We start from the raw sequence: 12,799 nt of genomic DNA on the forward strand, positions 1-12,799 counted from the left end.
CTCATTCCACCCCGAGTTGCAACAGATCTCCTGGCTGTCCACCGTGGTAGATCATCACCTCGACGCCGGGGTGCCGCTGCGAGATGTGATCGGCCAGTTCCGTGTCGAGCCCCTCCGGCGCCTCCGACCCCATCAGGAGCGTCACCAGTTCACCACCCGCGCCGAGGACGAGGTCGACGAGTCGCCGTCCGGCCGCGACCGCGTCCGGTTCGATGACGATCACCTCGTGACCCATCAGGCCGATGCCGTCTCCCGGTTCGCACGTTCCCACGTAGGTGAGGGCCCGTTCCCGGGCGATGCGCAGGGATCCCCAGCGGGTGGCGGCGGCGGCCTCCGACATCGCGAACGCGTCGTCCACCGCCTCACGCTCGGGGTCGTGCACCGCCAGGGACGCGAGTCCCTGCACCATCGCGGACGTCGCGAGCAGCAGGACCTCGTGCCGGGCGTCCCTCGCCGCGGCACTGACCGCGACGAGTTCCTGAGCAGTCAGCGCGCCGTTGGGGAGGACGAGCACCTCGGTGCGTCCCATCTGCCTGATGATGCCGAGGAGCTGGGCCCGGGTGACGGGCGCATCGTCGCACCGGAGGACTGTCGCGCCCTCGCTCGCGAACAGTTCGGCGGCGCCGTCTCCGGCCACGACGGCGACGATTCCCCGTTCCCCCTGATCCGGGCGGGTCCGGACCGGCGGGACGAGCAACCCCTGGTCCCGAGCATCCACGAGGAAGCTGCTGACGCGGATTCCGTGGATGCGTCCTGCCGCGAGTCCGGCCTCCACGGCGGCGCCCGCGTCCGTGCAGTGCACGTGCACCGACCAGCCTCCGCCGCCGTCGCCGACGATCACGATCGAGTCCCCGAGCGCGTTCAGCGTTGTGCGCAACTCCGCCATGCGGTCCTCGTCGGACTCCGCGACCAGGTACATCACCTCGAAGTCCTGATCCGGGCCCTCTTCGCAGTCGGGGCCCGAATGCGCGTGCGTGCCCTGCGATGGGTGCGGTGCGGAAACGGGGACGGGCTCTGCGCGATGCGTGGACGGTGTGCGACGCGGAACGTGGAGCGCGATCGGTGCGCGATCCGGCGGCGACCCCGTTACCGCCGTGACGAGAGCGTCGAGGATCACGACGAGGCCGAGTCCTCCCGCATCGACGACGCCCGCGGTGCCGAGCACCTCGAGTTGCGACGGCGTCCTGGTGAGCGCGGACGCCGCCGCATCCGCGGCTGCGCGGGCCGTGACCGCGATCGGCGCCTCGTCCGGGAACTCCGCCGCGGCGTCGGCGGCGCAGCGCAGCACGGTGACGATGGTCCCCTCCACCAGGTAGCTCACCGCGTCCGTCACCAGGTTGGTGGCCATCAACAGCCCGGTCCGGACCGTCCTTGTGTCGACGGCGGGGGTGACGGCTGCTTCCGCAATCCCCCGCAGCACCTGGGACAGGATCACCCCGGAGTTCCCGCGCGCGCCCGCGACCGCGCCCCGGGCCAGGGCGATGGCTACCTGCCGGACGTCCTTGGTGCCGCTGCCCGCGTACTCGTCGATCGCACCCAGCGCCGCACGCATCGTGAACAGCAGATTGGTGCCCGTGTCGGAGTCCGGGATCGGAAAGACGTTGAGGCTGTTGATCTCCTCGCACCGCTTTTCCAGACCCGCGACGGCGGTCCGCGCCCACGATTCGAGGACTCGCCCGTCCATCGGGAGCTCAGGGGCCACTGTCGTCCTCTCCGGCCAGGGAATGGGAAGGTGCCGTCAGACTAGTCGGGGGACGATGATCGGGCCCGCGGTCCGAGCCCTTCGGGACCGGGTTTGGCCAATCCACACTCGAGCGGCTACTCTTGCACGGTTGCCTCGTACAGGGCGCGCTTGCTGTGTCCTGTCTCCACGAGGCCAGCAAATTTCACAGTTCACTATCTTGAAGGAGTTCGCGACTATGGCTGCCGTCTGCGACGTATGCGCCAAGGGGCCCGGCTTCGGTAAGTCGGTCTCGCACTCGCACCGGCGTACCAACCGTCGCTGGAACCCGAACATTCAGACTGTTCGTGCCGAGGTTGCCCCCGGAAACACCCGGAAGGTCAACGTCTGCACCTCCTGCCTGAAGGCTGGAAAGGTTGCTCGGGGCTGACCCGACGCTGCGTGCGATGTCACTGCGCCCCCGACACTTCGGTGTCGGGGGCGCAGTTTTTTTATGTCCCCGCACCTGTCCGATTCGGCATCGTCGCAGCGCATCGGGGCACGTCGGGCACCGGCAGGGACCCACGTAAGGTGCAACGGTGACTTCTCTCGATGGACTCAGCAAAGTACAGCTCGAAGACGGCGTGCTGCGCATCACGATCGCGACTGCGGAGAACGGCACCTCGCTGGACGGCGAAGGCATGGTGCAGGGTGCCCGGGCACTCGAAGCGGTCGGTGACCGGATCGGCAGCGTCCTTCTCGTCGGGGAGGGCCCGAACTTCTGCGCCGGCGGCAACGTGCACGCCTTCGCGTCCGCACCGGTGCGAAGCGAATACGTCGCCGAGGTCGCGCGCGTGTTCCACGAATTCGTTCGTGCGCTCGACGCCGTGACCGTTCCGGTGATCGCCGGTGTTCACGGGTGGGCTGCGGGCGCCGGCATGAGCCTCGTGTGCCTGACGGACGTCGCCATCGGCGGCCCGGGCACCAAGTTGCGCCCGGCCTACCCGTCCATCGGCTTCACCCCGGACGGCGGCATGTCCTGGACCCTGCCGCGCATCGTCGGCGACGCCCGCGCGCGCGAGATCCTGATCACCGATGCCGTTCTCAGCGGCGACGAGGCCGTCCGCCTGGGCATCCTCAGCCGCCTCGTCGGCGACGACGTCGTCCAGGACGAGGCACTTCGGCTCGCCCGCACCCTCGCTGCCGGCCCGACGCCGTCCTTCTCGGGGATCAAGACGCTCGTCCGCGACTCCCGATATCGCACGCTCGCCGAGCAACTCGACGCGGAGGCCGCGTCGATCGCCACCGCGGCCGACAGCCCGGTGGGACGCGAGGGCGTCGACGCATTCGTCGAGAAGCGGCGAGCCGACTTCTCATCAGTGCAGTGAATCGACGTGCCGACTTCTCGCGGCCACCAATTACGGCAGCTGCCAGTTCACCGGCTCGGCGCCCAGTCCGTCGAGGAGTTCGTTCGCCCGGCTGAACGGCCGCGAACCGAAGAATCCGCGCGACGCGGACAACGGTGAGGGGTGGGCCGACTCGATCGTCGGCACATCGCCGAGCATCGGTTTCAGCGTGGACGCGTCCCGGCCCCACAGAATTGCGACGAGGGGTTCGGGGCGCGCCACGAGAGCGCGGATGGCCTGCTCGGTCACCGCCTCCCAGCCCTTCTTCCGGTGCGAGGCCGGGAGTCCGGGCTGCACGGTGAGCACCCTGTTCAGGAGAAGCACGCCCTGGCGTGACCACGGAGTGAGGTCGCCGGTGGTGGGTGTCTCGTAGCCGAGGTCCTTGCTGTACTCGGTGAAGATGTTGCCGAGGCTGCGTGGCACCGGGCGCACGTCCTGTGCCACCGAGAAACTGAGACCGACCGCGTGACCGGGTGTGGGGTACGGGTCCTGACCCACGATCAGGACCTTGACCTCCGAGAACGGGTGGGTGAACGCGCGCAGGACGTTCTCTCCGGCGGGGAGGTATTCACGCCCGCCGGCGATTTCCGCGCGCAGGAACTCGCCCATCTCCGTGATCCGGCCGGACACCGGTTCGAGTGCGTCTGCCCATCCGGCCTCGACGAGGTCCGACAGCGGCGCCGCCATCAGTCGAGCCTGCGCAGCGAGTCGCGGTAGTAGGCCGCGTTCGCGGCATACATCTTCACGTTCATCTCGAGGTGCCCCTCGGGAACCTCGTAGCCCTGCCGGATCTTCGCGGGGACGCCGAGCGCCATGCTCCGCGGCGGAACCTCGAATTTGAACGGAACGACGGCGCCGGCGCCGACGACCGAACCGGCACCGATGACCGAGCCGTTGAGAACGATCGATCCGGAGGCGATCAGGCAGTGGTCGCCGATCGTGGATCCCTCGATGTGCGCCGCGTGACCGACGACGCATCCCGAGCCGATGACGGTGGGATCGATCATCGTGCAATGGATCACCGTGCCGTCCTGGATGTTCGTGTCGGCGCCGACGGTGATGGTGCCGTAGTCGGCGCGGAGCACGGCCTGCGGCCACACCGAGGTGCCTGCCGCCAGGGTCACGTTCCCGATCACCACGGCGTCGGGATGGACGTAGGCGTCCGGATGGATGTCGGGTTCGCGGTCCCCGAGCGCGTAGATAGCCATGCGTGCAACCTATACCGAGAAACTCTGCCAGCCGCCGGCCCCCGGCCAGGTCTCGCCGTCGACCGAGATGCCGGACCCGTCGTGTACCGCGCCGATCGCGGTCCAGCCCGCCGGGAGCGGGACGTCGGCGGAAAAGGTGGCGGCGAAGCCGTGGTCCTCTCCCCCGGTGAGCACCCATTCCCAGTAGTCGGCGCCGAGAACCTTCGCCGCCGACACCAGTTCGGGTGAGACGGCCATTTCGGATCGGGTGAGGGACATTCCGACGCCGGAGGCGTCGCAGATGTGACCGAGGTCGGCGAGGAGCCCGTCGGAGATGTCGGTCATCGCGTGGGCGCCCCCGTCCGCGGCGGCCCAGGCGGCGGAATACGGCGGCGTGGGGACACGGTGTGCGGCGAGGAGGTCCGGGAAATCCGAGGACCCGCCGAGCAGCAGTGCGAGACCGGCCGCCGATCGGCCGAGTTCGCCGGCCACCGCGACGACGTCGCCCGGCCGCGCGCCGGACCGCCGGATCGGGCTCCTGCCACCCAGATCACCGAGGACGGTGACGGAAATCACGACCTGCGCGGCCTGCACGAGATCACCGCCCACGACACCGGCCCCGAGTTCCTCGGCGCCCTCTCCGATTGCGGCCGAGATGCCGTCCGCCACGTCGATCGACGTGTCCGGCGGCAAGCCGAGAGAGACCAGGAACGCCGTCGGCCGCGCGCCCATCGCCGCGACGTCGGCCGCATTCTGGGCCACCGCCTTGCGGCCCACGTCGCGCGGAGTCGACCAGTCGAGCCGAAAGTGTCTGTCCTGCACCAGCATGTCGGCGGACACCGCCACCCGGCCGTCGGCGGCCCGGACGAGGGCGGCGTCGTCTCCGGGACCGATCAGCGTGGACGGGGGCTGCACCCGGCCCTCCACCGCTCGGCCGATCACGGCGAACTCGCCGACGTCGGCGACGGTGAGGGGCGGGGTCGGGTCCGGGGAATCCGTCGGTGTGATGGTGTGCCTCCAGTGTCGGGTGGCCCGTGCAGCGGCGGTGGGTCCGGTCGACGGAATGTACGACTGCGGTACCTTTTAGCTGTTGCCGGGACTTCTCGGCACGTGACCGATCAGCGCGCCGAAGCACCCGCGACTCTACCGAGACCCCACGCGGCGCGGAGCAGGGAAGGGCCGGAGCGAGAGTGCAAGCGTTCATCCTGATCCAGACCGAAGTCGGCAAGGCCGCGGCGATCGCGACCGAGATCGCGAAGATCACCGGAGTCCGCACCGCCGAGGACGTGGTCGGACCGTACGACGTCATCGTGCGGGTGTCCGCTGACGACGTCGCTCCCGTCGTCAAGGAGATCCGTCAGGTCTCCGGCATCACCCGCACCCTCACCTGCGATGTCCCCGAAAAGTCTGCGAACAAGAACTGAGCATGTCCGACCTCGAACCCGAACAGAGCACACCCGCCGGCAACTCCGACCCGGTTCCTGCGGAGCGGCGGAATCCCGCACTCATCGCGACGGCCGTGGCGCTTCCCGTGGCCCTGGTCATCGGCATCGTCGTCGCCGCGGTGTTCGCCGGGCGGAACCCGGTGAAGGAACCCGTGTCGCTGGGCCCTGTGCCCGCGCCCGCATCCGGCTCCGCGGAATGCGCCACCCTGATGGGGGGCCTCCCCGACGCGCTCGGCGACTACACGCGCGCCGAACTCACCGAACCCGCACCCGAGGCGACCGCCGCGTGGCAGCCGGTCGAGGGCGAACCACTCGTCCTGCGTTGCGGTCTGGACCGTCCCGCGGAGTTCGATCAGGCTTCACCGCTGCAGGTGATCGACGGAGTTCAGTGGTTCGAGATCTCGGGCGCGAGCGCCGGAATCGACGCGAGCAGCTATTTCGCCGTCGACCGCGGCGTGTACATCGGACTCACGGTCCCCACCGGGGTGGGACCGACGCCGCTTCAGGACATTTCCGGCGCGGTGTCGCAGGCGTTGCCGCAGAAGCCCCTCGATCCGGCGCCCGTCGCGAATCCCTGAGCGCCGGACCGCCGTTTCGCTAACGCAGGCCGATGCCGCGCGCGAGGGCGGTGTCGACCAGGGTCGAGACGAGTGTGCCGTAGTCGACACCCACCGCGCCCCACATGCGCGGGTACATCGAGATCGACGTGAATCCCGGCATCGTGTTGATCTCGTTGATCACCGGGCCGTCCTCGGTCACGAAGAAGTCGACCCGCGCGAGTCCCTGGCAGTCGAGCGCGGAGAACGCTCGCACCGCAAGTTCGCGGATCTCTTCGCTGACCGATTCGTCGAGTTTGGCGGGCACGTCGAACTCGCACACGTCGTCGAGGTATTTGCTGTCGAAGTCGTAGAACGCCTCGTCGTCGCCTGCGCCTTCCGGCATCCGGATCTCGGCGATGACGCTGGCCCGCACGTCGCCGTCCGGGAACTCGAGGACTCCGCACTCGACCTCACGGCCGACGATCCCCGATTCGACGATCACCTTGGGGTCGTGCAGACGGGCGTGGGTGATGGCGTCGTCGAGCGCGGCCCACTCGGCCACCCGGGTGATCCCGATCGACGATCCGCCGCGGGCAGGCTTCACGAACACCGGGAGGTGGAGGCGGGACTTCTGTTCGTCGGTCAGCGAGGCTGTGCCCGGACGCAGGACGACCTGGAACCCGATGGGCAAGCCTTCCGCGGCGAGCAGCTTCTTCGTGAATTCCTTGTCCATGCCGGCAGCGCTGGCGAGAACACCGGGACCGACGTACGGAACACCTGCGAGTTCGAGCAGGCCCTGGATCGTGCCGTCCTCGCCGTAGGCGCCGTGCAGGACGGGGAAGACGACGTCGACCGAGGCGAGGATCTTGCCCGCTTCGCCGTCGTCGAGGGCGACGAGGTCCCCGGACCGCGTCGGGTCGGCGGTGAGGGCCAGTGCGGACCCGTCGGCGTCGACGCTCGGGAGTGCCCGGCCGCGGATGGACAGCGTCTCGGGGTCGGTGGAGCCGAGGACCCACGAACCCTCGGTGGTGATGCCGATCGGCACCACCTCGTACCGTTCCGGGTCGAGGTTCCTCAGGACGCTTCCGGCCGACACACAGGACACGGAATGCTCGTTGCTGCGGCCACCGAAGATGACGGCTACCCGGGTACGCGGTTTACTCACGACACAAACCGTACCGTCGCCGCGACACGCTCATCGCACCCACCTCTCCTCACATTTCCTTCGCCGACCTCACGACACGTCGGGTCCCGCACTCACAATGCGGACAGTGCCCGCTCGAGATCGGCGACCAGGTCTTCGGTGTCCTCGATTCCACACGAGAGCCGGACGAACCCGTCGGGCACGGGGTCACCCCACCGGGCCCTGCGATCGGCGGTGGTGTGTATGCCGCCGAAGCTCGTCGCAGGTACGAGGAGTTCGCTTCCGGCCACGAGGCGGTGGAACTGTTCGGCGGAATCCACCTCGAAGCTCACCAGCCCGCCGAATCGACGCATCTGACCGGCGGCGACGGCGTGTGCAGGATCACCGGGCAGACCCGGGTACCGGACGCGGTGGGCCGCCGGGTGCGACTCGAGCAGCGCCGCGAGGGCCAGGGCGTTGGCGCATTGACGCTCGAAGCGCAGACCGGCCGTCCCGAGACTCCGATGGGCGAGCCACGTCTCGAACGGCCCCAGCACCGTGCCCGACAGCGCCCTCTCGCGTTCCATTCCGGCCAGGAAATCGGCGTCCGACGCGGCGATGTATCCCATGAGGAGATCGCTGTGACCGCTCAAAGTCTTTGTGCCGCTGGCGACTACCACGTCAGCACCGAGTTCGAGCGGCTGCTGGCCGAGTGGGGTGGCAGTCGTGTTGTCCACCACCAGAACGGCGCCCGCGTTCGCGCACTGCTCTGATACGGCGCGCAGATCCACCACGTCGAGGGACGGGTTGGCCGGAGTCTCGGCCACCACCACCGTCGTCCCCTCGGCGGACGCCAGCAGTGCGGCGGCCGCCTCGCCGGCCATGTCGGCGGTCCTCAGTTCGTGCACGGTGATACCCATCGGCTCCAGACGCTCCCGCGCGTACGCACGCACCTGGTAGTAGCCGTCGGACGGAACGACCACGGTGTCACCGGCGGTGAGCAGACTCCTCAGCACGACGGTGACCGCCGACATCCCGGAGCCGACGACGAGCGCGCCCGCGGCGCCCTCGAGCGTCGCCAGCGCCGATTCGAGGTCACGCCAGCCCGGATTGGAGGCGCGTGCGTAGGTGTCGGACTCGGTTCCCTCGTCGGCGCTCAGCTGATACGGCGCTGCGAAAACCGGCCCCCTCTGCATCGGCGAGCCGGGAATATTTTCTGCGGCAACGGCTTTGACGCAGCGGGTGGAATCACCAGTCACGAGCTCACTCCGGCTTCGTGCGGCGGCCGAGCAGCTGACCGATCGCGTCCTGCACCACGAGACCCTCGTGGCACACCCTGTGCACGGCATCGGTCAGCGGCATCTCGACGTCGTAACTGGCGGCGAGAGCCCGCACGGACGAGCACGATTTCACACCCTCGGCGACCTGACCATGAGTTGCCGCCTGGGCACTCTCGATCGAACCACCCTGGCCGAGGCGTTCACCGAACGACCGATTTCGTGACAGGGGCGACGTGCATGTCGCGACCAGATCGCCCACTCCCGCGAGACCCGCGAGGGTGGCAGGTTTCGCACCGAGCGCCACCCCCAGCCGGATGATCTCGGCCAGACCGCGAGTGATGATGCTCGCAATCGTGTTCTCTCCCAATCCGATTCCCGATGCCATACCGCAGGCGAGGGCGATGACGTTCTTGCAGGCGCCGCCGATCTCACACCCGATGACGTCCGAATTCGTGTACGGACGGAAGTATCCGGTTGCCGAGGCCTTCTGCAGTTCCAGTGCCCGCGTCGAATCCGTGCACGCGACAACCGTCGCCGCCGGCTGACCGATAGCGATCTCCCGGGCCAGATTGGGCCCGGACAGGACGGCGACCCGGCCCGGGTCTGCGCCGGTGACCTGGATGATCACCTGACTCATCCGCATGAGGGTGCCGGTCTCGATGCCCTTGGCGAGGCTCAGCAGGGTGGCGTTCTCGGGGATCATCGGAGTCCAGACCTGCAAATTGTCGCGCAGAGACTGCGACGGCACCGCCAGGACGACGATGTCGGCGCCATCGAGTGCGGCCCGCGCGTCGTCCGTTGCGGTCAACGACGGAGGCAGGGCGATGCCCGGCAGGTAGTCCGCGTTCTCGTGACGCGACACGATCGATTCGGCGACCTCAGCGCGTCGCGCCCACATGGTGACATCGGTCCCGGCATCGGCCAGGACCTTCGCAAATGCAGTCCCCCATGAACCCGCTCCCAGTACCGCAGCCTTGCTCACACAGCCCCCTCGTCGTTCGTTACCCGATGCGTCGCCCACAGTATTGCCGATGCCGAGGTCGAGCGCCGCCCCGCTACCGAACTCGTTCGCTGCTCAGCCGCGACCGGGCGTCCGGAGCACCACCCCGCGCGGGCTGGCAAGATATCCGCATGAGCACAGCGACCCGATCCGTGGCGCCGCGCGCGCACGTACTCGTCGCGGTCAAGGAACTCCACGCGGCCAAGACGCGGCTGTCCGGTGTCTTCGACACGGCCGACCGCACCGGACTGGTGCTGTCGATGCTGCGCGACACCCTGGCCGTCGTCAGCGACGTCGCGACGGTCGTCGGTGTCACCGTGGTCACGCCGGACCCCGCGGTGGCGCGGCTCGCACGCAGTGTCGGCGCGGACGTCTACGCCGACCCCGCGCCCGTGTCCACCGACGAGCGGCCGGACGAGGGCGGCACCGAGCACAGTCTCAATGCGGCGCTGTCAGCGGCGGCCGAGCATGTCCGCTTCAACGAGCGCGGAGTCGATGTCGTCGCACTGCAGGCCGACCTTCCGTCTCTGCGCGGAGGCGAATTCGGTGAAGCACTCGCTGCGGCGAGAACCGGCGGCAGGTCTGTGGTCGTCGATCATCACGGCACCGGCACCGCCGCACTGTTCTCCTGCGACCCGGACATTCCGCTCGATCCCCGCTTCGGACCAGGATCGGCGAAGCGGCACCTCGAATCCGGGGCACGTCCCCTCGACGGGCACTGGCCGGGTCTGCGAACCGACGTCGACACCGCCGACGATCTCGATGCCGCGCAGGCTCTCGGCGTCGGACCTGCGACGCGTGCCGCACTCGACGCTCTCGAACACTCCGCCCCCTCGCGCTGCGGAAACGAGTAGGCCGCGCAGGCCGTGTGAATTTGCCCCATCGATTGTCCGCGGCCGAATTCTCGAGGGATGATCGTGGGGTGAGTAACCGAGAAGCACTCGACCAGCAGACCGACGTCGACGGAAAGAACGGAACCCGCGACAGCATCGTCACGGCCAATCCCACGAACGTTCCGATGGCGCCACCCGCTGCGACGAGTGCCCTCACGAGCGCGCTGACCGACGGACTCCCCGAAGATCGTTATCTGAACCGCGAACTCAGTTGGCTCGATTTCAATGCCCGGGTTCTCGCCCTCGCCGAGGACACGTCGCTGCCGTTGCTCGAGCGCGCCAAGTTCCTCGCCATCTTCGCGTCCAATCTGGACGAGTTCTTCATGGTCCGCGTCGCCGGACTCAAGCGCCGCGACGAGACCGGCCTGTCCGTGCGGTCCGCCGACGGCCTCTCCCCCCGCGAACAGCTCTCCCTGATCGCGACCCGGACCCAGGAGATCTCGGAGAAGGCCGCGCGGGTGTTCCTCGACTCCGTTCGTCCTGCGCTTGCCGCCGAAGGGATCTCCATCATCGGATGGGACGATCTCACCGACGACGACCGCGAGCGCCTGTCGGTGCATTTCCAGGACCAGATCTTCCCGGTGCTCACTCCGCTGGCCGTCGACCACGCCCACCCCTTCCCGTACATCAGCGGCCTGAGTCTCAACCTCGCGGTGACGGTGAAGGATGCGGTCACGGGTGGCGAACACTTTGCGAGGGTCAAGGTTCCGGACAACGTGGGCCGGTTCGTCCGCGTCCGCCGCGACGAGACACCCTCCTCCATCGACGCGTTCCTGCCCCTGGAAGATCTGATCTCCGCTCACCTCGACATGCTGTTCCCGGGCATGGAGATCGTGGAGCACCATGCATTCCGCATCACGCGTAACGCCGATTTCGAGGTCGAGGAAGACCGCGACGAAGATCTTCTGCAGGCGCTCGAGCGTGAGTTGGCGCGCCGCCGGTTCGGTTCACCGGTGCGGCTCGAGGTCGCGGACGACATGACCGAGCACATGCTCGAACTCCTCCTGCGCGAACTCGACGTCGATCCCGGCGACGTCATCCAGGTGCCCGGATTGCTGGACCTGTCGTGCCTCTGGCAGGTGTACGCGGTCGACCGGCCCGCCCTCAAGGACGCACCGTTCGTCCCGGCAACGCATCCGGCATTCGGCGAGAGGGAAACACCCAAGAGCGTCTTCTCGACCCTCCGCGACGGCGACGTCCTGGTCCACCACCCGTACGACTCGTTCTCCACGAGCGTCCAGCGCTTCATCGAACAGGCTGCGGCCGACCCCCAGGTTCTGGCGATCAAGCAGACCCTCTACCGCACTTCGGGCGACTCCCCCATCGTCGACGCGTTGATCACCGCCGCCGAGGCGGGCAAACAGGTTGTGGCACTGGTCGAGATCAAGGCGCGATTCGACGAGCAGGCGAACATCAAGTGGGCCCGCAAGCTCGAACACGCGGGTGTGCACGTGGTGTACGGACTGGTCGGGCTCAAGACCCACTGCAAGACGTGCCTCGTCGTCCGTCGCGAAGGGTCCACCATCCGGCGTTACTGCCACATCGGTACCGGCAACTACAACCCGAAGACCGCCCGGCTGTACGAAGACATCGGTCTGCTCACCGCCGCCCCGGAGATCGGCGCAGACCTCACCGACCTGTTCAATTCCCTCACCGGCTACTCGCGGAAGACGCAGTACCGCAACCTCCTCGTCGCGCCGTACGGTGTGCGCCGGGGAATCATCGAGCGGATCGACGGTGAGATCGCGCACAAACTGCGGGGCGAGGACGCCGGAATCCTGCTGAAGGCCAACGCCTTGGTCGACGAACAGGTGATCGACTCGCTCTACCGTGCATCCCGGGCCGGTGTGCCCGTCGAGATCGTGGTGCGCGGCATCTGCGCCCTCAAACCCGGAGTTCCCGGTTTGAGTGAGAACATCCACGTCCGGTCGATTCTCGGACGCTTCCTCGAGCATTCCCGAGTCTTCCATTTTCGCGGCGCCGACGAATTCTGGATCGGCAGCGCAGACATGATGCACCGCAACCTCGACCGACGCGTCGAAGTCATGGCGCAGGTGAAAGATCCTCGACTCACCGCCCAGATAGCCGAGATAGCCGATTCCGCGCTCGATCCCCGCACGCGGTGCTGGGTGCTCGGGTCCGACGGCCGGTGGGTTCCGTCACCCGCCCACGGCGAGGAGGTTCGCGACCACCAGGAAGCCATGATGCGCAAACGAATGGGCACCGGATCCTGATCGCGGCGAGTCCGCGGCAGAAGGAAGGAATT

The 12,799-nt window shown here is 68.2% G+C and carries 13 protein-coding genes; 6 read left to right on the forward strand and 7 right to left on the reverse strand.

Annotated features, from left to right (window positions below):
- Window position 1: 1 nt before the first annotated feature.
- Window positions 2–1,684, reverse strand: a complete 1,683-nt coding sequence (locus OYT95_RS03915) for a DAK2 domain-containing protein (RefSeq protein ID WP_052033817.1) — start codon at window positions 1,682–1,684, stop codon at window positions 2–4.
- Between the two features lie 235 nt (window positions 1,685–1,919).
- Here OYT95_RS03915 and rpmB point away from each other — a divergent pair, with 235 nt between their 5' ends.
- Together rpmB and OYT95_RS03925 are read left to right on the forward strand one after the other, a co-directional pair.
- Window positions 1,920–2,111, forward strand: a complete 192-nt coding sequence (gene rpmB / locus OYT95_RS03920) for a 50S ribosomal protein L28 (RefSeq protein WP_005240429.1) — start codon at window positions 1,920–1,922, stop codon at window positions 2,109–2,111.
- A gap of 148 nt (window positions 2,112–2,259) precedes the next feature.
- Window positions 2,260–3,048, forward strand: a complete 789-nt coding sequence (locus OYT95_RS03925; protein WP_037245497.1) for an enoyl-CoA hydratase/isomerase family protein — start codon at window positions 2,260–2,262, stop codon at window positions 3,046–3,048.
- 30 nt (window positions 3,049–3,078) lie between these two features.
- On the opposite strand, the gene OYT95_RS03930 is transcribed toward OYT95_RS03925, so the two are convergent.
- The 3 genes from OYT95_RS03930 to OYT95_RS03940 are packed head-to-tail and all read right to left on the reverse strand — an operon-like array spanning window position 3,079 to window position 5,195.
- On the reverse strand, window positions 3,079–3,753 hold the full coding sequence (locus tag OYT95_RS03930; RefSeq protein ID WP_268790847.1) for a uracil-DNA glycosylase: 675 nt from the start codon (window positions 3,751–3,753) through the stop codon (window positions 3,079–3,081).
- On the reverse strand, window positions 3,753–4,274 hold the full coding sequence (locus tag OYT95_RS03935) for a gamma carbonic anhydrase family protein (protein WP_037245490.1): 522 nt from the start codon (window positions 4,272–4,274) through the stop codon (window positions 3,753–3,755). The genes OYT95_RS03930 and OYT95_RS03935 overlap by 1 nt, the downstream gene beginning before the upstream one ends.
- Window positions 4,275–4,283: 9 nt before the next feature.
- Complete coding sequence (locus OYT95_RS03940) at window positions 4,284–5,195, reverse strand: thiamine-phosphate kinase (RefSeq protein ID WP_037245487.1); 912 nt, start codon at window positions 5,193–5,195, stop codon at window positions 4,284–4,286.
- A gap of 248 nt (window positions 5,196–5,443) precedes the next feature.
- On the opposite strand from OYT95_RS03940, the gene OYT95_RS03945 reads away from it, so the two are divergent.
- Window positions 5,444–5,677: an Lrp/AsnC ligand binding domain-containing protein gene (locus tag OYT95_RS03945; RefSeq protein WP_005240420.1), complete on the forward strand. Its 234-nt coding sequence runs from the start codon at window positions 5,444–5,446 to the stop codon at window positions 5,675–5,677.
- Window positions 5,678–5,679: 2 nt separating this feature from the next.
- Window positions 5,680–6,276, forward strand: a complete 597-nt coding sequence (locus tag OYT95_RS03950; protein WP_037245484.1) for a DUF3515 domain-containing protein — start codon at window positions 5,680–5,682, stop codon at window positions 6,274–6,276.
- 19 nt (window positions 6,277–6,295) lie between these two features.
- Here the strand turns inward: OYT95_RS03950 and OYT95_RS03955 are convergent, their stop codons facing one another.
- The 3 genes from OYT95_RS03955 to OYT95_RS03965 all read right to left on the reverse strand — a co-directional run bounded on the left by OYT95_RS03955 (window position 6,296) and on the right by OYT95_RS03965 (window position 9,622).
- Entirely contained in the window at window positions 6,296–7,402 is a 1,107-nt protein-coding gene (locus OYT95_RS03955; protein ID WP_037245482.1) for a D-alanine--D-alanine ligase family protein, read from the reverse strand.
- A gap of 92 nt (window positions 7,403–7,494) precedes the next feature.
- Window positions 7,495–8,619, reverse strand: a complete 1,125-nt coding sequence (locus OYT95_RS03960) for a cystathionine gamma-lyase (protein WP_268790848.1) — start codon at window positions 8,617–8,619, stop codon at window positions 7,495–7,497.
- 4 nt (window positions 8,620–8,623) lie between these two features.
- A complete protein-coding gene (locus OYT95_RS03965; RefSeq protein ID WP_037245476.1) occupies window positions 8,624–9,622 on the reverse strand; it encodes an NAD(P)H-dependent glycerol-3-phosphate dehydrogenase in 999 nt (332 codons plus the stop codon).
- A 170-nt stretch (window positions 9,623–9,792) separates the two neighbouring features.
- Between OYT95_RS03965 and cofC the strand changes: the two genes are divergently transcribed.
- Complete coding sequence (cofC, locus tag OYT95_RS03970; RefSeq protein ID WP_308417624.1) at window positions 9,793–10,494, forward strand: 2-phospho-L-lactate guanylyltransferase; 702 nt, start codon at window positions 9,793–9,795, stop codon at window positions 10,492–10,494.
- A gap of 68 nt (window positions 10,495–10,562) precedes the next feature.
- Complete coding sequence (locus OYT95_RS03975; RefSeq protein WP_037245470.1) at window positions 10,563–12,767, forward strand: RNA degradosome polyphosphate kinase; 2,205 nt, start codon at window positions 10,563–10,565, stop codon at window positions 12,765–12,767.
- Window positions 12,768–12,799 lie beyond the last annotated feature (32 nt).

The organism is Rhodococcus sp. JS3073 (assembly GCF_026810085.1).
Taxonomy (GTDB): Bacteria; Actinomycetota; Actinomycetes; order Mycobacteriales; family Mycobacteriaceae; genus Rhodococcus_F; species Rhodococcus_F wratislaviensis.

Excerpts from the sequence above, each read along its gene's own strand:
- OYT95_RS03915 (WP_052033817.1), bottom strand. The coding sequence starts at position 1,684 with ATGGACGGGCGAGTCCTCGAATCGTGGGCGCGGACCGCCGTCGCGGGT.
- rpmB (WP_005240429.1), top strand. The coding sequence starts at position 1,920 with ATGGCTGCCGTCTGCGACGTATGCGCCAAGGGGCCCGGCTTCGGTAAG.
- OYT95_RS03930 (WP_268790847.1), bottom strand. The coding sequence starts at position 3,753 with ATGGCGGCGCCGCTGTCGGACCTCGTCGAGGCCGGATGGGCAGACGCA.
- OYT95_RS03935 (WP_037245490.1), bottom strand. The coding sequence starts at position 4,274 with ATGGCTATCTACGCGCTCGGGGACCGCGAACCCGACATCCATCCGGAC.
- OYT95_RS03950 (WP_037245484.1), top strand. The coding sequence starts at position 5,680 with ATGTCCGACCTCGAACCCGAACAGAGCACACCCGCCGGCAACTCCGAC.